The sequence below is a fragment of the Mesorhizobium sp. HAY1-8B genome, assembly GCF_056868045.1.
On sequence record NZ_CP200321.1, the window covers coordinates 6,867,762 to 6,885,894 of the forward strand.

General features: G+C 63.3%; 18 protein-coding genes. 4 read left to right on the forward strand and 14 right to left on the reverse strand.

Annotation, left to right across the window (positions count from 1 at the left end):
• Positions 1–118: 118 nt before the first annotated feature.
• The 6 genes from AC1VON_RS33035 to cysG form a co-directional block, all read right to left on the reverse strand.
• Positions 119–1,726, reverse strand: coding sequence for a GMC family oxidoreductase (locus tag AC1VON_RS33035; RefSeq protein WP_483126179.1), 1,608 nt, complete (start codon positions 1,724–1,726; stop codon positions 119–121).
• Between the two features lie 96 nt (positions 1,727–1,822).
• Entirely contained in the window at positions 1,823–2,356 is a 534-nt protein-coding gene (locus AC1VON_RS33040; RefSeq protein WP_483126180.1) for a DUF934 domain-containing protein, read from the reverse strand.
• Between the two features lie 171 nt (positions 2,357–2,527).
• The gene (locus tag AC1VON_RS33045) at positions 2,528–3,292 is read right to left on the reverse strand and encodes a phosphoadenylyl-sulfate reductase (RefSeq protein WP_172348563.1); all 765 of its coding nucleotides are present in this window, start codon (positions 3,290–3,292) and stop codon (positions 2,528–2,530) included.
• Positions 3,267–4,937 carry a nitrite/sulfite reductase gene (locus AC1VON_RS33050; RefSeq protein ID WP_172348562.1) on the reverse strand — a complete coding sequence of 557 codons (1,671 nt, stop codon included), beginning with the start codon at positions 4,935–4,937 and terminating at the stop codon, positions 3,267–3,269. Before AC1VON_RS33050 ends, AC1VON_RS33045 begins: the two co-directional genes overlap by 26 nt.
• A 45-nt stretch (positions 4,938–4,982) precedes the next feature.
• A complete protein-coding gene (locus AC1VON_RS33055; protein ID WP_140772068.1) occupies positions 4,983–5,276 on the reverse strand; it encodes a DUF2849 domain-containing protein in 294 nt (97 codons plus the stop codon).
• Complete coding sequence (cysG, locus tag AC1VON_RS33060) at positions 5,273–6,739, reverse strand: siroheme synthase CysG (protein WP_172348561.1); 1,467 nt, start codon at positions 6,737–6,739, stop codon at positions 5,273–5,275. Before cysG ends, AC1VON_RS33055 begins: the two co-directional genes overlap by 4 nt.
• A gap of 429 nt (positions 6,740–7,168) precedes the next feature.
• On the opposite strand from cysG, the gene AC1VON_RS33065 reads away from it, so the two are divergent.
• Complete coding sequence (locus tag AC1VON_RS33065) at positions 7,169–7,618, forward strand: baeRF12 domain-containing protein (RefSeq protein ID WP_483126181.1); 450 nt, start codon at positions 7,169–7,171, stop codon at positions 7,616–7,618.
• Positions 7,619–7,838: 220 nt separating this feature from the next.
• A complete protein-coding gene (locus AC1VON_RS33070; protein ID WP_483126182.1) occupies positions 7,839–9,623 on the forward strand; it encodes a cation:proton antiporter domain-containing protein in 1,785 nt (594 codons plus the stop codon).
• Here AC1VON_RS33070 and AC1VON_RS33075 read toward each other — a convergent pair whose 3' ends face one another.
• Positions 9,624–10,430, reverse strand: a complete 807-nt coding sequence (locus tag AC1VON_RS33075) for an AraC family transcriptional regulator (protein WP_483126183.1) — start codon at positions 10,428–10,430, stop codon at positions 9,624–9,626.
• 103 nt (positions 10,431–10,533) lie between these two features.
• On the opposite strand from AC1VON_RS33075, the gene AC1VON_RS33080 reads away from it, so the two are divergent.
• Entirely contained in the window at positions 10,534–11,454 is a 921-nt protein-coding gene (locus AC1VON_RS33080; RefSeq protein WP_483126184.1) for a zinc-binding dehydrogenase, read from the forward strand.
• A 9-nt stretch (positions 11,455–11,463) separates the two neighbouring features.
• Here the strand turns inward: AC1VON_RS33080 and AC1VON_RS33085 are convergent, their stop codons facing one another.
• The 4 genes from AC1VON_RS33085 to AC1VON_RS33100 form a co-directional block, all read right to left on the reverse strand.
• Positions 11,464–12,216 (reverse strand): SDR family NAD(P)-dependent oxidoreductase, encoded by a 753-nt coding sequence (locus tag AC1VON_RS33085; protein WP_027023639.1) that lies wholly within the window; start codon positions 12,214–12,216, stop codon positions 11,464–11,466.
• Positions 12,217–12,295: 79 nt separating this feature from the next.
• Positions 12,296–14,581: a transglycosylase domain-containing protein gene (locus AC1VON_RS33090; RefSeq protein WP_483126185.1), complete on the reverse strand. Its 2,286-nt coding sequence runs from the start codon at positions 14,579–14,581 to the stop codon at positions 12,296–12,298.
• 225 nt (positions 14,582–14,806) lie between these two features.
• Positions 14,807–15,091 carry a DUF982 domain-containing protein gene (locus AC1VON_RS33095; RefSeq protein WP_483126186.1) on the reverse strand — a complete coding sequence of 95 codons (285 nt, stop codon included), beginning with the start codon at positions 15,089–15,091 and terminating at the stop codon, positions 14,807–14,809.
• A gap of 26 nt (positions 15,092–15,117) precedes the next feature.
• Positions 15,118–15,423, reverse strand: coding sequence for a DUF982 domain-containing protein (locus AC1VON_RS33100; RefSeq protein WP_172352853.1), 306 nt, complete (start codon positions 15,421–15,423; stop codon positions 15,118–15,120).
• A 510-nt stretch (positions 15,424–15,933) separates the two neighbouring features.
• Here AC1VON_RS33100 and AC1VON_RS33105 point away from each other — a divergent pair.
• A complete protein-coding gene (locus tag AC1VON_RS33105; RefSeq protein ID WP_445299302.1) occupies positions 15,934–16,029 on the forward strand; it encodes a putative RiPP precursor in 96 nt (31 codons plus the stop codon).
• 1,345 nt (positions 16,030–17,374) lie between these two features.
• On the opposite strand, the gene AC1VON_RS33110 is transcribed toward AC1VON_RS33105, so the two are convergent.
• The 3 genes from AC1VON_RS33110 to AC1VON_RS33120 form a co-directional block, all read right to left on the reverse strand.
• Complete coding sequence (locus AC1VON_RS33110) at positions 17,375–17,521, reverse strand: hypothetical protein (protein ID WP_027031097.1); 147 nt, start codon at positions 17,519–17,521, stop codon at positions 17,375–17,377.
• Positions 17,522–17,546: 25 nt separating this feature from the next.
• The gene (locus AC1VON_RS33115) at positions 17,547–17,801 is read right to left on the reverse strand and encodes a GlsB/YeaQ/YmgE family stress response membrane protein (protein ID WP_172348553.1); all 255 of its coding nucleotides are present in this window, start codon (positions 17,799–17,801) and stop codon (positions 17,547–17,549) included.
• A gap of 108 nt (positions 17,802–17,909) precedes the next feature.
• Positions 17,910–18,113, reverse strand: a complete 204-nt coding sequence (locus AC1VON_RS33120; RefSeq protein ID WP_140772080.1) for a hypothetical protein — start codon at positions 18,111–18,113, stop codon at positions 17,910–17,912.
• Positions 18,114–18,133 lie beyond the last annotated feature (20 nt).

The window sequence follows — 18,133 nt, forward strand, 5'->3', positions numbered from 1 at the left end:
AGGACGACAAAAGGAAAAGCGCAAATCGCACAATTGGTACGACCAATTTTCTTTCCCGGAGGCGGAGCGGCCCTTCATGGCGCACAAAAGCAGTATCACGGGTCGGGCAAGACCGGAGTCAAGCGGCTGCTCTGATCATATCCGCCGCTTTTTCAGCGATCATGATAGTCGGCGCGTTGGTGTTGCCGCCGATCAGCGTCGGCATCACCGAGGCGTCGACGACCCGCAACCCCTGTAGTCCGCGCACCCGCAATTGCGGATCGACCACCGCCATCTCGTCGACGCCCATCTTGCAAGAGCCGGCCGGGTGATAGATCGTGTCGGCGCGGGCACGGATGTGGGACATCAACTCCGCGTCGCTCGAAACACCGGCGGTGTAGATTTCCTTGTGGCGATATCTGGCCAGCGCCGGTGCCTCCAGGATACCGCGCATCATCCTGGCCCCCTTGAGCAAAAGCTCGGCGTCGCGTTCGTCCGAAAGAAAGCGCGGATCGATGCGCGGCGGTGCCATGGGATCATGAGTCGACAGCCCCACCTCACCGCGCGAATGCGGCCGCAGCACGCAGACATGGCAGGAAAAGCCATATCCCATATGCAGCTTGCGGCCATGATCATCGACGATCGCGATACAGAAATGCAGTTGCAGGTCGGGCCGTTCTATCGCCGGATCGGATTTGAGGAAGGCGCCGCCTTCGGCATAGGGCGTGGCGATCATCCCGCCCCCATCTTTCCGCCAGCGCAGAATGTGCCGCAGCAGGCCAGGTAGGCCGCGCAGGCCGATGCCCATCATGTCGGCATCCTTGGACGTCCAGCCCATGATGAAATCGAGGTGGTCTTGCAGGTTCTTGCCAACACCGGGCAGTTCATGGATGACCGGAATACCGTGCATGGCAAGCTCGGCAGCCGGGCCAATGCCCGACAGCAACAAGAGCTGAGGTGAACCGAAGGCGCCACCACAGACGATCACCTCGCGCCTGGCTTTCGCGACGGCTTCGCTCTTCCCCGCTCGATACCGCACGCCGGTGGCGCGCTTGCCGTCGAGGATGAGCGCCGTGGCATGCGCTCCAGTGATGACGGTAAGGTTCGACCTGTTCATGGCCGGCTGCAGATAGGCAGCGGCCGCCGAGCAGCGCTCGCCATTGCGGCGTTCGCCCCAGAATTGCGTCACCTGATAAAGTCCGGCACCTTCCTGTTCGACCCCGTTGAAATCATCGTTGCGGCGGATCTGGTTTTCGCCGCAGGCCTCGACAAAGGCCCGGGAGAGCGGGCGTGGCTCTTGCTGCTCGGCAACACGCAGCGGGCCGTCACCACCATGCAGGGCATCAGCGCCGCGTTGATTGCCTTCGGCCCGCCGGAAATAGGGCAGCACCTCGTCCCATGACCAGCCGTCGCAGCCGAGGTCGGCCCATTCGTCATAGTCGCCGCGGTGCCCGCGCGTATAGAGCATGGCATTGATGGCGCTGGATCCGCCCAGCGCCTTGCCGCGCGGCTGGTAGCCCTTGCGGCCGCCAAGCCCCTGCTGCGGCACCGTCTCGAACGCCCAGTTGTTGATCTTCGGCCGGCCCGGCAACAAGGCGATGATGCCTGCCGGCGCGCGGACAAGAAGGTTGCTGCCCGCGCCGCCGGCCTCGATCAGGCAGACCGTTTTCGATGGATCTTCGGACAGCCGCGCGGCAAGCGTGCAGCCGGCGGACCCACCACCGGCGATGACATAGTCGAAATCCATGACGTCCTCCCTCGCACCCAGCGGATGTTTCCGTCCGGATGACCAAGAGAAAGCTCGATTACGGCCTATGTAAAGATGTGTGGAATTACCCCAACGTCAGCTGTTGCGAAGGCGCCGCCAGGAATATTTCGGGCCCTTGGGCTCCGGCACCGCGGTTGGCTGATAATAAAGGCCCAGCCCGCCGGTGCGGCCTTCTTCCAGGCGTTTCAGCAGCACGGGATTCGAGATCTCGAACTCGTCGAAACCGAGCCGCAGCATATGCGGCAAAGGGTCGACCAGCACTTGGCCGGTGGCGCGAACGGCACCTTCGAAATGATAGCGGCTGCGCAGCAGTTCGGCCTTGGAGAAGGAGCGCCCATCGCTGAAGGCCGGGAAGACCAGCGCCACCAGCGACAGCTGGTCGAGCAGGTCGGCGATCTTCTCGAGCTGATCGCCTGGCTGTAACACGACACCGAGCCGCTCCTTGGCGGACCGGCGCACATCGGGATCAAGGTCGAGGAATGCCTGCAGCGGCAGGATGAAGCGGCCATTGCCGGAAAGCGCGTCCGCATTCTCGGCGTGAGCCCACTCGTCCTCGCGAAACCCCTCCGGGGTCCAGAGCCGGATCTCCGGTGTCGTCGTTTCGGTCATCAAAAATTCCTAATATTCAAACGAGCCAAGGATGTGTTGAGACTCAAGCCAGGCTACACCGAGAATGGCGGCTTCCGGGAACCGGAGCGGAGCGTACTTGAAGTACGTGAGCACCGGAAGCGCGGGAACGCCGCCGTTGGCGGGCCAGCCTCACCTGATTATCAGCATATCCTATAGGGATGCGTCGGTCAGCGACTTCTCCAGCCCCGACAGGTGAATGCCGCACTCGGTCTTGGCGTGACCCGCCCAGCGGCCGCTGCGCGCGTCCTCGCCCGGCTGTACCGGCTGCGTGCACGGAAAGCAGCCGATCGACAGATAGCCATAGGCGACCAGCGGATTTTCGCGCAGCGCATGGGCGCGCATGTAGTCGGCCTGGTCCGATGTCGTCCAGTGCGCCAGCGGATTGATGCGGATGCGCGCGCCGACCGCTTCGAACACCGGCAGCGCCGCCCGCGTCGAGGCCTGGAAGCGCTTGCGTCCTGTCAACCAGGCGCGGAACGGTGCCACGCCGCGCGCCAAGGGCTCGACCTTGCGCACGTCGCAGCAGGCATCGGTGTTGCTCTGGTGCAGATTGCCTGTCGGGTCGATCCGCTCGAGTACGGCTTCCTCGGGCTTGATCACCTGGATGTTGGTCAGCCCGAAATCGGCAACGAGCGCGTCGCGGTAGCCGAGTGTCTCCTCGAAATGCTTGCCGGTATCGAGGAAAATGACCGGCAGCGACCGATCGATCTCGGCGATCATGTGCAGCAACACCGCCGAGTCCGCGCCGAAGGACGACACAGCGGCGATCTCGTCGTGAAACAGTTCGCGAGCTGAGCGTTCGATGATCTCGAGCGGCTTCAGATGACCGTAAAGCGCATCAAACCCCGCCGCCTTGGCGGCGACGCCGTCATCGACATCGGCGATACGGTCAAGCGGCCTTGGCTTCGCCAGCATAGAGCGCCTCCTTGAACGGCGCGGGACCGACACGGCGGTAGGCGTCGATGAACTTTTCCTGTGGGTTGAGCCGAAGGCCGAGATAGGTCTCGACGATCTGCTCGATGGCGTCGGTGATCTCTTCCGATGAAAAGCCGCGGCCGATGATCTCGCCGACCGACGTGTTCTCGTCGGCCGAGCCGCCCAGCGTCACCTGATAGAGTTCGGCCCCCTTCTTCTCGACGCCGAGAATGCCGATATGGCCGACATGGTGATGGCCGCAGGCATTGATGCAGCCGGAGATCTTCAGCTTCAACTCGCCGATTTCGCGCTGCCGTTCCAGCGAGGCAAAGCGTTGCGAGATTTCCTGCGCGATCGGGATCGAGCGTGCCGTCGCCAGCGCGCAATAGTCGAGGCCCGGGCACGAGATGATGTCGGATATCAAATTGGAATTGGCCGTCGCCAGCCCGATATCGACCAGCGCGTCATAGACCGCCTTGAGGTCGGCGCGCGCAACATGCGGCAGGATCAGGTTCTGCTCATGGCTGACGCGCAGCTCGTCGAAGGCGTATTTTTCGGCGATGTCGGCGACCGCCTCCATCTGGCTGTCCGACGCATCGCCCGGCACCTCGCCGATGCCCTTGAGCGAGATCGTCACCGCCGCGTAGTCGGGATGGCGGTGCGTCACCACGTTCTGGTCGAGCCATTCCGAGAAACCCTTGGAATCGAGACGCGCCAGCTTGACCGCGGCGTCGCCGTCCGGCCGCTCGGACAGTTCCGGTGGCGCGAAATAGGCCTCGATGGCACGAATGTCGGCCTCCGGCAGCTTCAGATCGGCGTCCTTCAGCTCCTGCCACTCGGCCTCGACCTGACGGGTGATCTCATCGACGCCGGTCTCGTGGACGAGGATCTTGATGCGCGCCTTGTACTTGTTGTCGCGGCGGCCATAGAGATTGTAAACGCGCAGGATCGCCGTGCAGTAGGACAGCAGGTCGGCTTCCGGCAGGAAGTCGCGGATCTTCCTTGCCACCATCGGCGTACGGCCCTGGCCGCCACCGATATAGACGGCAAAACCCAACTCGCCGGCCGCATTCTTCTTCAGGTGCAGGCCGATATCATGCGTCTGGATGGCGGCGCGGTCGCGCTCGGCACCCGTCACCGCGATCTTGAATTTCCTGGGCAGGAACGAGAATTCCGGATGCACCGACGACCATTGCCGCAGGATTTCCGCATAGGGGCGCGGATCGGCGGCTTCGTCGGCCGCGGCACCAGCGAAATGATCGGCGGTGACGTTGCGGATGCAGTTGCCGCTGGTCTGGATGGCATGCATCTCGACGCTTGCCAGATCAGCCAGGATCGCCGGAATGTCCGACAGCGCCGGCCAGTTGAACTGGATGTTCTGGCGCGTGGTGAAATGGCCGTAGCCCTTGTCGTACTTGCGAGCGATGTGGCCAAGCATGCGCAACTGCTTGCTGTTCAGCGTGCCATAGGGCACCGCGATGCGCAGCATGTAGGCGTGCAGCTGCAGGTAGACGCCGTTCATCAGCCTGAGCGGCCGGAACTGGTCCTCTGATATCTCGCCGGACAGCCGGCGCTGGACCTGATCGCTGAACTCGGCGACGCGGGCCTGGACAAAATCGTGGTCGAACTCATCGTAACGGTACATGCTTCGTCTTTCAGGGCGCGTCCGCCCGTTTCATCTAAATCCTGGCTATGCGGCCCGCTCGGCCTGCTTGCCGAGATCGCCGCGAATGGTCGGCCCAGCGGCGCGGATCTTCTCGCGCAATCGCACCGGCTCGACCACGCCGTCGACGACGTCCGCGTCGATCAGATTGACGTCGACCACTTCATTGTCGGCATAGGCCTTGGCGCCGATCGCCTCCAGGCGATCCTCGGCCGCCTTGTCATGGGCAAGGTCGGCGTGGCCCACCGTCTCGGCCCAGCCGCCATCGGCGTACCAGACGGCGATGCCATCGGTCAGGCGGTTCGCGGTCAGTATCTTCATGGCTGAACTCTCTCCGTGGCGGCGGTGGCCGCACTTTCGTGCCCCAGATCTTCGTGCCAACGTGCCGCGAGCGGCTCGGAGCGTTCGAAATTGGCGCCGGCGACGGCGTCGCCGATAATTGTCATGACCGGCCCGGAAAGATCGCCACGCGCTTCCAGCGAGGGCAGGTCGGCCAGCGTGCCGTGGAAACGGCGCCGATTGGCAAGGCTGGCATTCTCGACCACCGCGACCGCCGTGTCCGGCGACAGCCCGGCCTCGATCAGGCGGCCGGCGACTTCGGCCGCGACCGAGCGGCCCATATAGACGGCAACGGTGGCGCCGGAAATCGCAAGCTTGGCCCAGTCGGGCAACGAATTGCCCTTGAGGTCGTGGCCGGTGGTGAACACCATCGACGAGGATACCCCCCGCAAGGTGAGCGGCAGTTCGAAATCGGCGGCAGCGGCGAACGCCGCGGTGACGCCCGGAACCACTTCGTAGGCGATGCCGGCATCGCGCAGCGCCGCCATCTCCTCGCCGGCGCGGCCGAACACCAGCGGATCGCCGGACTTCAGCCGCACGACGCGCTTGCCTTGCCGTCCGAGTTCGACGAGCAGCGCGTTGATCTCGGCCTGGCTCTTGGTGTGGCAGCCCTTGCGCTTACCGACGCCCAAGCGCTCGGCATCGCGGCGGCCCATCGCAACCACCGCCTCCGGCACCAGCGCGTCATGGACGATGACGTCGGCTTCCATCAGCAGGCGGTGCGCCCGCAGCGTCAGTAGGTCCTCGGCGCCCGGACCGGCGCCCACCAGGGCGATGTGGCCCGAAGCCGGTGCGTTCGACAACAGAAGATCCACGGCGGCGTCATGCGCCCGCGACAGCTGGCCCGCTTCCACGGCATGGGCAGGCGCACCCTGGAAAAAACTGCTCCAGAAGCGGCGGCGGGCATTGCCTTTCGGCAGCAATTTCTCGGCGGCACCACGCAGTGAAGCGGCAAGCGTCGCCAGCGATCCAAGCGACGGTGGCAGCATCTGGTCGATGCGCCCACGCAGCATCTGGGCCAGCACCGGGCCCGCACCCTCGGTGCCGATCGCTATGACGACCGGCGCGCGGTTGACCAGGGCCGGGGTGAAGAAATCGCAGAGCTCCGGCCGGTCGACTGCATTGACCGGAATGCCCAGGTTGCGCGCATCCTCGACGACGCGGCGGTCGAGCGTCTCGTCGCCGCTGGCGGCAAACACCATGACCGCGCCGTCGAGCTGCGAAGCATCGTAAGCCGCCGCGACATGGCTGGCGCCGGACTGAGCGATGAAGGCAAGCAGCTCCGGTTCGGCATATTCGGTGATGATGCGCAGCACCGCGCTCGACTGTCCGATCAGCCGTGCTTTGGCCAGGGCTTGCTCCCCGCCGCCGACAATGGCCACGGCTTCGCCCTCGACCCGCACGAAGACGGGGAAGGCATTGAGCTTGGCATTGGCCTGCGGCATGTGAAAAGCAATCCGGGAACAGTGTCGCAGTTTTACGCCCGGGCGCGAAAAACCAGAAGCAAAGCACTCGCGCATCCTGTGATGGCAGGCAATCGCTTTTTCGCAACTGCGAAAGGCAGGAGAAAAATATTCCACATCCTGGGTGTGGGCGAACTCAAGTCGCTGAAGCGGGCCTTGATTTCAGGTCTTTTTAGCCGCCGGCCCGCCGTCTTGCAAAACAGTTTTTTCTAATTTCTACCAATTTGGTAGATTAAAGCCACCAGCCAACAATTCTCAACCTTCGGCCTCGGGCAGCGGGCGTTCCGCTGACCTTGTCGGTGGGAACATTACCGCTTCACAAGGCGTTCCCGTCTCGTCCGCTATCCAAAACCGAAACCGCAGCGGAGTGCCGCGTAGGGCATCACGCAGCAGAGAAAGGAACCCGTCATCATGGGTACGATCAAGCTGAAGCACGGCATCTGGATCATGGTGGCCGATGGCGAAAAAGCGCTCTTCCTCAGGAATATCGGCGACAACAAGTTTCCCAACCTTGAGGTCGTGCAGATGATGGAGCAGGACAATCCGCCCACCCGCGAACAGGGCACCGACAGTCCAGGCCGGTACAATGACGGCCCATCTGTGCATCGCAGCGCCGTCGAGGACACGGACTGGCACCGGATCGGCAAGGAGCGCTTCGCCGATGACATTGCCGCCCGGCTCTACAAGCTCGCGCATGACGGCGCTTTCGACGAGATCGTTCTTGTCGCGCCGCCAATGGTGCTCGGGACCATGCGCAAGAAATTGCACAAGGAGGTCGAGGGCAAAGTGGCGGCCGAAATTCCCAAGACGCTGACCAACCACGCCATATTCGAGATCGAGGCCTTGCTGCGGGCCGCCTGATCGCCGGCGGCCGACTATCGCGGTCCCGGGGCGACACCATCGCGAGATTTTCGACAGGCCGGCGGCTTTCAGCCGCCGGCCGAGTATTTGCCGCCGCACCATCGATTTTCACGGCCTGCGGGTTGCATCATCGTCACCCCTTCCACCATATTGCAAACTAGGCGACGGCTTCGGGCGGCGCACATCCGACATCGCTAGCTTGAAAGGCGCTCCATAGACAATGCCGCATGACACGCCCCTTATCGCCACCATCGTCGCCGGTCTGGGGCTGGCTTTCGTCTTCGGCGCTCTCGCCAATCGGTTCCGAATTCCGCCGCTGGTCGGTTATCTCATAGCCGGCGTTCTGGTCGGGCCGAACACGCCCGGCTTCGTCGCCGATGCCGGCCTTGCCAATGAACTGGCCGAAATCGGCGTCATCCTGCTGATGTTCGGCGTCGGACTGCATTTCTCGCTCAAGGACCTGCTGTCGGTGCGCGCGATCGCCGTGCCCGGCGCCATCGTCCAGATCGGCTTCGCCACGGCACTCGGCGCTGGGCTGTCCTGGATGCTCGGCTGGTCGATGGGAGCGGGCCTGGTGTTCGGCCTGGCGCTGTCGGTCGCCTCCACCGTGGTGCTCCTGCGCGCGCTTCAGGAACGCCGGCTTATCGAGACCGAGCGCGGCCGCATTGCTGTTGGCTGGCTGATCGTCGAGGACCTGGCCATGGTGCTGGCGCTGGTGCTGCTGCCTGCCCTTGCCGGCGTGCTCGGCGGCCAGGAACAGGCCGACGCCCATGCCAGCGGTCTGCTGTCGCTGCCGGCCAGTTACGGCATTTGGGGCGTCGTCGGCATTACGCTGGCCAAGGTCGCCGCCTTCGTCGTCGTCATGCTGGTGGTCGGCCGCCGGGTCATCCCCTGGATCCTGCATTATGTCGCCCATACCGGGTCGCGCGAACTGTTCCGGCTGGCGGTGCTGGCCATCGCGCTCGGTGTCGCTTTCGGCGCGGCAAAACTGTTCGGCGTCTCGCTGGCGCTCGGCGCCTTCTTCGCCGGCATGATCATGAGCGAGTCCGAGCTCAGCCATCGCGCGGCCGAAGAATCGCTGCCTTTGCGCGATGCCTTTTCGGTGCTGTTCTTCGTCTCCGTCGGCATGCTGTTCGACCCGTTCAGCCTGTTCAGCAACGGCCTGCCGATCCTGGCGACGCTGGCCATCATCGTCATCGGCAAGTCGCTGGCCGCGTTCGTCATCGTCGTCGCCTTCGGCTATCCCCTGGCTACGGCCCTGATGATCTCCGCCAGCCTTGCCCAGATCGGCGAATTCTCCTTCATCCTGGCCGAGCTTGGCGTCGGGCTGAAACTTCTGCCCGAGCAGGGCCGCGACCTGATCCTGGCCGGCGCCATCCTGTCGATCGTGCTCAACCCTCTGATGTTCCTGGTCATCGACTGGATGAGACCGTGGCTGGAAGCCCGCGCCGCCAAGACGACACCGCCGGCGGACGCAAAGCCGGTCGGCCCGGCGACGGAACCAGGCCAGGTGGCTTCGGTCGCCGCCACGTCCAGGAAGGAGGACGGGCCGCCGCCGAGGACGACACTTGCCGGCCACGCCATCCTGATCGGCTACGGCCGTGTCGGCAGCCTTGTCGGTGCCGCGCTGAAAGACGCTGCCGTGCCCTTCCTCGTCATCGAGGACGCCGACAAGACGCTGGCCAGGCTGAAAGCCGACGGCGTCGAAACCGTCGCCGGCAATGCGGCCAACGCCGAAGTGTTCGCCGCCGCCAATCCCGAAGGCGCCAGCCGGCTGATCCTCGCCATCCCCAACGCGTTCGAGGCCGGCCAGATCGTTCTGCGCGCGCGCGCCGCCAAACCCGGCATCAACGTCGTCGCCCGCGCCCATTCCGATGCCGAGGTCGAGCATCTCAAGGGGCTCGGCGCCGACACGGTGATCATGGGCGAACGGGAGATCGCGCGCGGGATCGTGGAAGAGGTGCTCGGTCACAAGCCATCCGCGACTGAACCGTCCGCCGCCTGATCACGCCACGAACGCAGACCCGCCATTCCGTGCGATGCTGCTGACATACTGTGCGGGAGGCTTGCCGAGCGCCTTTTTGAACATGGTGATGAAGGCGGTGACGGACTCATAGCCCAGATCGCCCGAAACCCGCTGAACGCTTGCCCCGGAAGCCAGCTCCCTTATCGCAACGATCAAGTGCAATTGCTGGCGCCAGCGGCCGAAGCTCAAGCCAGTCTCCTTTACGACGAGCCGAGCGAGACTGCTCTCGCTGAGTGCGACGCGGTTGGCCCACTCCGCCAGCGTGCTGCGGTCAGCCGGATCGTCCGCCAACGCTTCGGCGATCCGCCGCAAGCGCGGCTCGGAAGATAGAGGCAGATGCAATTGCTGGACCGGCATATCAGGCAGTTCGGCAAGCAGGACACTTCCCAGGAAAGCGCACCTCGCGTCGTCAGGTGCGCAGTCCGACAGTTCGATGATGAGTTCGCGCAGCAGCGGCGAGATCGAAAGCGTACAGCACCGATCCGGCAGTTCGGCCGCGCCCGGCTCGATGTAAACGAAGAAAATCCGCGCATTGGCCGTCGCGATGTTGCTGTGCTGCATGCGGCTTGGCACCCACACGCCGCAATGTGGCGGCACCATCCAGAGGCCACTGGGAACGCGGCAGGTGACACCGCCGCCGAGCGCGAAGACGAGTTGCCCCTTGCGGTGCCAATGCTGCGACACCTCGGCCTTGGTCTCGGTGACGTCGACGCGCACGGCGATCGCCGGAGCAAGGACGTCATCGACATCGAAATTGAGCCATGGGTAGCGGAGAGGTTGTCTCATGATTGCCTGCTTTTAGCGATCGATTGATTTTATATCTAGATTATTCGACCGCACAAATCGGTAGGCTCGGGTCGTTTTCGCCACGATTGGCAAAGGTGTATCCATGCTTGCGCTCACCGTCTGTTCCGACAACGCAGCCAGACTGAAACTTATCGAGGTGGACGCGCCACGCCCTTGCGCGAACGAAGCGCTGATCGCCGTCCACGCAACCTCGTTGAACCGCGGCGAACTGCGCCTGCTGACGATACGCCCGAACGGCTGGATACCTGGCCAGGACGTCGTTGGGCTCGTGGAGCGGGCGGCGGCCGATGGCTCCGGGCCGGCCGTCGGCACAAGGGTCGTGGCCCTGGTCGACGAAGCCGGCTGGGCCGAACGTGTCGCCGTTCCGACCGACCGTCTCGCCGACCTGCCCGACGAGGTCAGCTTCGTCTCGGCGGCCACGCTTCCCGTGGCGGGTACGACGGCGCTGAGGACCTTGCGCCATGGCGGGGACCTCGCCGGCCTAAAGGTGATGATTACCGGCGCGAGCGGCGCGGTCGGCCGTTTCCAGATCCAGATCGCCCGCGAACAAGGCGCCTCGGTGACCGCGATCGCAGCCGCCCGACATGCCGGGGATCTCCGCGATCTCGGCGCCGAGCAGGTGGTCGAGGCGATCGAACTGGCCGAAGGCCCTTTCTCGCTGATCACCGAGTCGGTCGGCGGCGAAAGCCTCGCCCACGCGATCGAACGCGTCGCACCCGGCGGGACCATCGTGATGTTCGGTTCGAGCAGTGGCGAACTCACCCCGATTGGCTTCCGCCAGTTCGTTCCGGGCCATGAGGGGGCGAGGCTTCAGACCTTCGCCTACTACACGTCCGGCCCGGGCATCGGCGCCGATATCGCCGCTCTGCTCGCCCTGGTCGCGGCTGGCCGGCTCGAAACCCGTGTCGCCTTGACCGTGCCGTGGACAGATATCGCCCAGGCCCTGGAGGCACTGCGGCAGCGCAGCTTCAGCGGCAAGGCCGTTCTCACGATGGCAGGATGAGCACCCGCCTCACACGTGCTGGCCACCATTGATGTGGATTTCCGAGCCGGTCACATAGGAGGCCTGCTGCGAGCACAGGAAGAAGATGATGTCCGCGACCTCGGCCGTGGTGCCGAGGCGCCTGAGCGGAATGGTCTCGACAATCTTGTCCGTGCCCGGCGACAGGATCGCTGTGTCGATCTCGCCCGGTGCGATGGCGTTGACGCGGATGCCGTGCGGGCCGAAATCATGCGCCATCTCGCGCGTCAGCGAGCCGAGCGCCGCCTTCGAGGTTGCATAGGCGGTACCGGCAAAAGGATGCACGCGCGTGCCGGCGATCGAGGTGACGTTGACGATCGAGCCCTTCGCCGCGGCTAACTCTTTGAACAACCCCCGCGCAAGCATGATCGGCGCGAAGAAATTGACCTGGAAGACGTCGCGCCAGACATGCATCGGCGTGTCGATCGAGTTCATCCGACTGTTGCCGTCCTTGAGCTTGGGCGAGATGCCGGCATTGTTGACCAGCGCATGCAACTGGCCGCCATGCGCTTCCAGCCGGTGGCGGATTTCCGAGACGGCGATGCCGACATCTTCCTGATCGGCAAGATCGACCTTGATGTGGTCCTCCGGCCCTGCCGGCCACGGGCAATCCTCGGCGAAGGCCTGGCGTGAGCAGGTGATGACGCGCCAGCCCTCGCGCGAAAAGCGCTTGACCGTGGCGTGGCCGATGCCGCGGCTGGCGCCGGTCAGCACAATGGTTTTTCTGGTGTCGAGTTCAGCCATGTCGCGGTCTCCGGCCGGAGGTGTAGCCGAACACCGTGGCGCTGGCGAGAGGCGGATTGACGTCTCTCAGGTGACAGCATCAGCCGCCGCCCAGGATATCCAGGATCGAGGTCCGCTTCTTCTTGAGCGGACCGCCGACACTGCCTGGCGGCACGGGATGCCCGACCGAGGCGGTTGTGCCATTGTCCGCAGGCATGTCGAAGCCATCCGCATCGACGGTCTGGGCGGGACGCACCGCGCGGGCCGGCGTTGGTGTCTGGGCAACAGGAGCGGCTCGCGGAACAGCCGGCGCCGGCGCCTGCTGGCCAACGGATACCGACGGAACCGGCGCCTGCTGGTTGTTGTCGGCCGAAGGTATGTCGTCGGGCACGATTGTATCGGCCGGCGTCGACTTCCAGGTGCCGGGCAGCGGCCGCACCGGTACGCCTTCATGCGCGGCGACCATGAACTCATGCCAGGCCTGCGCCGGCAGAGCGCCGCCGGTCACCTTCTTCATCGCCGTGCCGTCATCATTGCCGAACCACACGCCGGTGGTGAGATTGGCGGTGTAGCCGACGAACCAGGCATCGCGCGAATTCTGGCTGGTACCGGTCTTGCCTGCCGACGGCCAGGCGAAGGCGGCCTTCTTTGCCGAGCCGAACTCGACCGTGCCCATCATCATCGAATTCATCATGCCGACGATCTCGGGCTTGACGACACGCGGCGCGCTGCCGCCGCCGCTGTCATAGAGCACCTTGCCCTCGGTAGTGGTGATGCGGCGGATGAAATGGATGTCGGGCTTGTAGCCGCCATTGGCGAACGGCACATAGGCCGAGGTCAGTTCAAGCGGCGTCACTTCCGAAGTGCCGAGCGCAATCGAGGTGTTGGCCTGCAAATCGGACTGGATGCCCATGCGGTGTGCGGCCTCGACCACCGCGTTCGGCCCGACCTCCATCGTCAGCTGCGCGGCGACCGAGTTCAGCGATTTGGCCAGCGCCGTCGCCAGCGTCACCTTGCCAAAGTACTTGCCGCCGTAATTGTCGGGTGTCCAGTTGCCGATCTTGATCGGCGCGTCGTTGCGCACACTGTCGGGCGTGCGGCCTGCCTCAAGGGCGGCCATATAGACAAACGGCTTGAACGCCGAGCCGGGCTGGCGGCGCGCTTCCGAGGCACGGTCGAACTGGCTGGTCGAATAGTCATAGCCACCGACCATGGCACGCACCGCGCCGGAATCGTCGATCGACACAAGCGCGCCCTGGGTGACGTTGAGCTTCTTGCCGTTGTCGTCGATCAGTTTGCGGATCGATTGCTCGGCAAGCTTCTGCAGGTTCAGGTCGACGGTAGAATCGATGACGATATCGCCGCGCACATCGCCGATCAGGTCGGGCAGTTCTTCCATGATGGCGTCGGCGACATAGTTTTCCGAGCCGGTCCAGTAGGACGGCGAGCGCGTCGCCGGCGCGCTGAGCGCCGTCTTCAGCTCCTTGTCGCTGATCTTGCCCTCCTCGCGCATCGCGGCGAGCACGAGCTGCGAACGTTCCTCGGCGGCCTTCGGATCGCGCGCCGGCGACAACCGCGACGGCGCTTTCAGCAAGCCGGCTAGCAGGGCTGCTTCAGACAGGGTGACGTCGCGCGCGCTCTTGCCGAAATAACGCCGCGAAGCCGCCTCGACGCCATAGGCACCGGAGCCGAAATAAACCCGGTTGAGGTACATTTCGAGGATCTGGTCCTTGGTGTGCTTGTGCTCCAGCCACAGCGCCAGCAGCACCTCCTGCACCTTGCGCTCCAGTGTGCGGTCGGGCTTCAGGAACAGGTTTTTCGCCAATTGCTGCGTCAGCGTCGAGCCGCCTTGCGAGAAATGCCCGCCGAGCAGGTTCGTCACCATGGCGCGCGACAGGCCGATCGGGTCGACACCGAAATGCGAATAGAACCGGCGATCCTCGATGGCGATGACGGCTTCCGGAATATAGGGCGACATTTCGTGCAGGCCGACGGCTTCACCACCGCTCATGCCGCGATTGGCGAGCAACTGACCATCGGCCGAAACAATCTTGATGTTGGGAGCGCGGTCAGGGATCGACCAGGTCGTGGCCGCCGGCATCTTGGCGCCGTAGTAGATGACGACGCCGGCCACCGCGATGCCGCCCCAGATGGCGAGCACGAAGCACCAGTAGAACAGCCGTCCGAGCACGCCGAACAGGCCGCGCCGGCTTCTGCCACGCCCGCCGCGCGACGATTTCGCCTTCGACGATTTGCGTTTGGTGGAGGCTTTGCGGTTGCTTGGCACGACGCGGTCCTCCTCGCTCACCGAAAGACCCGGCTGGGATCGCGCCTGTGGCGGTCCCTCGAAACTGGGCTCGATGCGGCTGTCTCTGCGGTTCGCCATGCGCTGTGCTTGATATCCCCGGGGCCAATGGCGTCCGAGTTGAAGAGTAGATGCGGCGATTTAAGGGCGGGTTAAGTCGGGAAAAATTAAAGCGCTGTTTAATCAAGCGCTTCAATCTTCCGCGCTACCGCCCGTTACCACTCCCGTTACCGTGCCCGAGCGAACTGATGCCGGCCTCCTGGACAGTAAGGCGGCCGCCAAAGAAGGCGACCGCCTTTCCTTGCTCTAGACGTGGCTCGGAGTTGGTTTTCCGACAACTGAAGGCATGGCGCCTGCCTCCATGAGAATGTCTTTCTTGCGAGCGAAAGCTACAAAGACACCCCGTGCAATCTCCGGATTGATATCTCCGACCAAGGCGGCTTTGCAAGCGCGTATGGCCGCCTTCTGTTCAGGACTGTTGCCGCACCATTCGACTACGAACTGATAGGCGTCGGCTACCGTGTTGAGCTGGCGCGGAAAGCCCAGTCCAACCCACACCATGACCGGTTTTTCAAAAGGTTTGGACAGCATTGCGAACCTCCTGATCCGCAACATCCTTAAGCGGCCAGTCCGCCGCCTTGGCTTCGGTTGCCCGACGTTGCCCAAGGCAAAGCGGCCGTCACTTCCTCATAAATCCTGGCTGACTTAGCGAAGCCGCAAAACGCCTGCCGAGCGGCTGAAAGAGGGTAACCGCTGTCAAATGCCCTCTGACAGGCGCGAAGAGCGGTATCGTAAATTGCCCCCCGTCTGTCTCTTGGCCACTCGTAAAGAAACTCCAGAGCGTCATCAAGGTTTGCGATTTCCTGTATGAAGCTATTCGCGCTCTGAACGAAAACAGGGCTGTCGAACATTCGATCGTTCATAGGATCCTCCAAGTCGAACGAACAATTGAGTTTTGATGAAGGCGGAACCGTAACGGTCAGCGCCCGACGGCGATATGGGGCTGATGATTTTTTCCGTCAAGAGATGGCCGAAGGAAGAGCGACGACCCCCGAATTTCGCGGTCTAACCGCCGCTGTTTTTGGCATTGACAGCCTTCTTACAGTTGCGGCAAAAACTCGCGCGGAAGGCGAGGCTCTAAACCCACCTATGCCTTCCCGAGAGGCCAGCCACCACGCAGTGGTTGGCCTCTTACTGGACGGTTCGCCTCCAATCAGCATTCCCCAAAACTTGCCCGCGGCTTCCCTCCAGGCACAGGCTTTTTTGTTGGAACCGATTACGCCCTGTCAAGTTTGTTAGGTGCTCGGTGTCCCTCCGCCGTGCGGACAAACAAGAGCCCGTCGCCGTTTTCGCGGTGGCGGGCTTTTTCTATCGGCTTGACAGCCCAAGCATCGGAACGCATGTATCGGCCGGTTAAGAGCGGGGAACATCCTATGAAGAAGACCTACGTGAAGCCGGCGCTGGTGAAGCGCGACAAGTTGTCTGTTGTCACGGCCAACTGCACGCCGTCACACCCTTGCATCGGTTGATTTAAGCCATCGGCTCGCGCCGGCGGTTCGGTTGGCGCAATGCACGTTGCCGCTTGAGGGCCAACCGGGGGATTCCCATGAAGAAAATCTACGAAGAGCCGGTCCTGACCAAGAAGGACCGCCTCTCTCGGGTGGTTGCTGGCCCGTCAGCTCCGCCCGTCATTCTGGGCTGAGACCAATCTTCTTAATCCACCAATCAGCCCGCTGGGTTCGACCGGCGGGTTTTCACCACCCGTCCGGTGACCTGCTCGACAGCTCCGTAAGACGTGGGCGGCCCTGGCTGGTACGCGCGATTCCGAAAAGGACATCGTGGGCCGCCTGAAGCAGCCATCGCCGCTGCTCGGCGAGCTTCGTTCTCAGGCCTTTTGTCTTGAAGCCCTGTATTCTGCTTCCCATGGCAACGCGTCGAAGTCTGGCTTGTGCCCCAAGGCACGATAGGCGTCCTGGGCAATGTAATTCGCCTTACCCCGCTCCATGAAGCAGGCAAACGGCGGAATTCCTGGGCATCGGTAAAGGCCTACCGCTTCCATGTTAACTCCTCGATGCGGCCTGGCACACACTTGGGGCAGTAGCGCACCGGGCCTAACCGACGGGTCTTCGAGGGGCGCCGGCTGGCGAATATATCCGCCCCTCCAATATATGCGAAGCATGCAAATGAAGGACGGGAAGGAATGATCGACAGGCCGGCTACAACCTATGTCGGCCGGCTGTTCGTATAGAGACAGCGACGGCAGGCTGCAGCCCCAACAAAACCCCCAGCCCGCCGTGCGATACGACCATGGCATGTAATGCGAAAAACGCTCAGCGCTAAATGGGAGTTGGCCGGCGCCTGTCATTTGATAGGTTGCCTGAGTGGCGCCGGCCAGACGAACCGCTCAGGTCCGCCGCGCAGCAAATGTAGAGCGCCATAAATCGCAGGCAAGGGCCACTAGCCGTCTACTCGATCCGCTTGATACGACCCTTGTCGAGGCGGAACACACCATTGTGCCCGCCCTGCTTTTCAAAGTCCGTGAGCAGATCGTCCCATGTTCCTAGGAACTCGCCACAGTCAGCGCAAACAATGTGCGTCTCCGGCTTCGCGTCGTGCGGGATGCGCAGCCTTATTGTCAGGCAGAAGGGGCATTCCAACCGATGATTGAGGAATTCTTGCTGTGGCATGACGCAGGGAGAATGCATCCGGCGAAGAGCAATCGCAAGATGGCCGATCGGACTGGAAGTTATGCCGTGATCGCGGACTACGCCTTCGCCTTCCGCTTGGCCGGAGCCTTCTTGGGCGTGGCCTTGCGGCCTAAGCCAATAGCCTTCGCCAGTGTCAAGCGATAGGCCACCCAAACCGGCGGCTGGCTCAGTTCTGCTGGATCGAAATGCCCTTGTCGTCGATCTTGAGCTCGACGCCTTTCGGCTTCGTTTGCTCGCGGTAGACATAGGCGCCAAGCGCGATGACAACGACGACGAGCGCGCCAATGAGGAGGTAGAGTGTGTTCTGCTTCATGGCGCGCCCTTTGTCGTTTCGAGCCTCAGGCTCGCTTCAGAACCTTGACCAGCACCAAAAGGATGATGGCGCCGATCGTGGCGTGGATGATGGAAGCGATGATTCCGCCGCCGATGGAGAAACCGATCCGCGGGAACAGCCAGCCGGCGATTAAGGCGCCGACGATGCCGACGATGATGTTGCCGACCAGGCCGAAGCCGAAACCGGAAACGATGAGACCGGCAAGCCAGCCAGCGATGGCACCAATGATGATGAAGACGAGAAGACTTTCGACGCCCATGGCGATTTCCTCCGAGCAAGAGGGCGAGCGCGGAGCGGAAGGCTCCGAATCGGCCCCGATATCAACGGCTTCAGGCTATTCGAAAGCAGCTGGCCCCGCCAGCGGCGCTCATTGATCGTCGTCGTCGCTGGAAGTCGGCCGCCAGCTGGTCGGCTCGACCTTCTTTTGCGTATGGCTGTCGGTATAGACCCACCAGCCGTCATCGCGGTATTGCCCGATGGATTCGTTGAGCACGCCGTCGCTGTCCTTCCAGGTGATGGTGACCTTGGAGCCATCGGTCGGCGCGGTCGATATCGGCTTCCTGTCCACCATTTCGTCCCCTTTTCGAGCAA

Excerpts from the sequence above, each read along its gene's own strand:
- AC1VON_RS33040 (WP_483126180.1), bottom strand. The coding sequence starts at position 2,356 with ATGACCGAAACGACGACACCGGAGATCCGGCTCTGGACCCCGGAGGGG.
- AC1VON_RS33110 (WP_027031097.1), bottom strand. The coding sequence starts at position 17,521 with ATGAAGCAGAACACACTCTACCTCCTCATTGGCGCGCTCGTCGTCGTT.
- AC1VON_RS33055 (WP_140772068.1), bottom strand. The coding sequence starts at position 5,276 with ATGAAGATACTGACCGCGAACCGCCTGACCGATGGCATCGCCGTCTGG.
- AC1VON_RS33090 (WP_483126185.1), bottom strand. The coding sequence starts at position 14,581 with ATGGCGAACCGCAGAGACAGCCGCATCGAGCCCAGTTTCGAGGGACCG.
- AC1VON_RS33095 (WP_483126186.1), bottom strand. The coding sequence starts at position 15,091 with ATGCTGTCCAAACCTTTTGAAAAACCGGTCATGGTGTGGGTTGGACTG.
- AC1VON_RS33050 (WP_172348562.1), bottom strand. The coding sequence starts at position 4,937 with ATGTACCGTTACGATGAGTTCGACCACGATTTTGTCCAGGCCCGCGTC.
- AC1VON_RS33080 (WP_483126184.1), top strand. The coding sequence starts at position 10,534 with ATGCTTGCGCTCACCGTCTGTTCCGACAACGCAGCCAGACTGAAACTT.
- AC1VON_RS33045 (WP_172348563.1), bottom strand. The coding sequence starts at position 3,292 with ATGCTGGCGAAGCCAAGGCCGCTTGACCGTATCGCCGATGTCGATGAC.
- AC1VON_RS33065 (WP_483126181.1), top strand. The coding sequence starts at position 7,169 with ATGGGTACGATCAAGCTGAAGCACGGCATCTGGATCATGGTGGCCGAT.
- AC1VON_RS33120 (WP_140772080.1), bottom strand. The coding sequence starts at position 18,113 with ATGGTGGACAGGAAGCCGATATCGACCGCGCCGACCGATGGCTCCAAG.
- AC1VON_RS33085 (WP_027023639.1), bottom strand. The coding sequence starts at position 12,216 with ATGGCTGAACTCGACACCAGAAAAACCATTGTGCTGACCGGCGCCAGC.
- AC1VON_RS33035 (WP_483126179.1), bottom strand. The coding sequence starts at position 1,726 with ATGGATTTCGACTATGTCATCGCCGGTGGTGGGTCCGCCGGCTGCACG.
- AC1VON_RS33100 (WP_172352853.1), bottom strand. The coding sequence starts at position 15,423 with ATGAACGATCGAATGTTCGACAGCCCTGTTTTCGTTCAGAGCGCGAAT.
- AC1VON_RS33075 (WP_483126183.1), bottom strand. The coding sequence starts at position 10,430 with ATGAGACAACCTCTCCGCTACCCATGGCTCAATTTCGATGTCGATGAC.
- cysG (WP_172348561.1), bottom strand. The coding sequence starts at position 6,739 with ATGCCGCAGGCCAATGCCAAGCTCAATGCCTTCCCCGTCTTCGTGCGG.
- AC1VON_RS33115 (WP_172348553.1), bottom strand. The coding sequence starts at position 17,801 with ATGGGCGTCGAAAGTCTTCTCGTCTTCATCATCATTGGTGCCATCGCT.
- AC1VON_RS33070 (WP_483126182.1), top strand. The coding sequence starts at position 7,839 with ATGCCGCATGACACGCCCCTTATCGCCACCATCGTCGCCGGTCTGGGG.
- AC1VON_RS33105 (WP_445299302.1), top strand. The coding sequence starts at position 15,934 with ATGAAGAAGACCTACGTGAAGCCGGCGCTGGTGAAGCGCGACAAGTTG.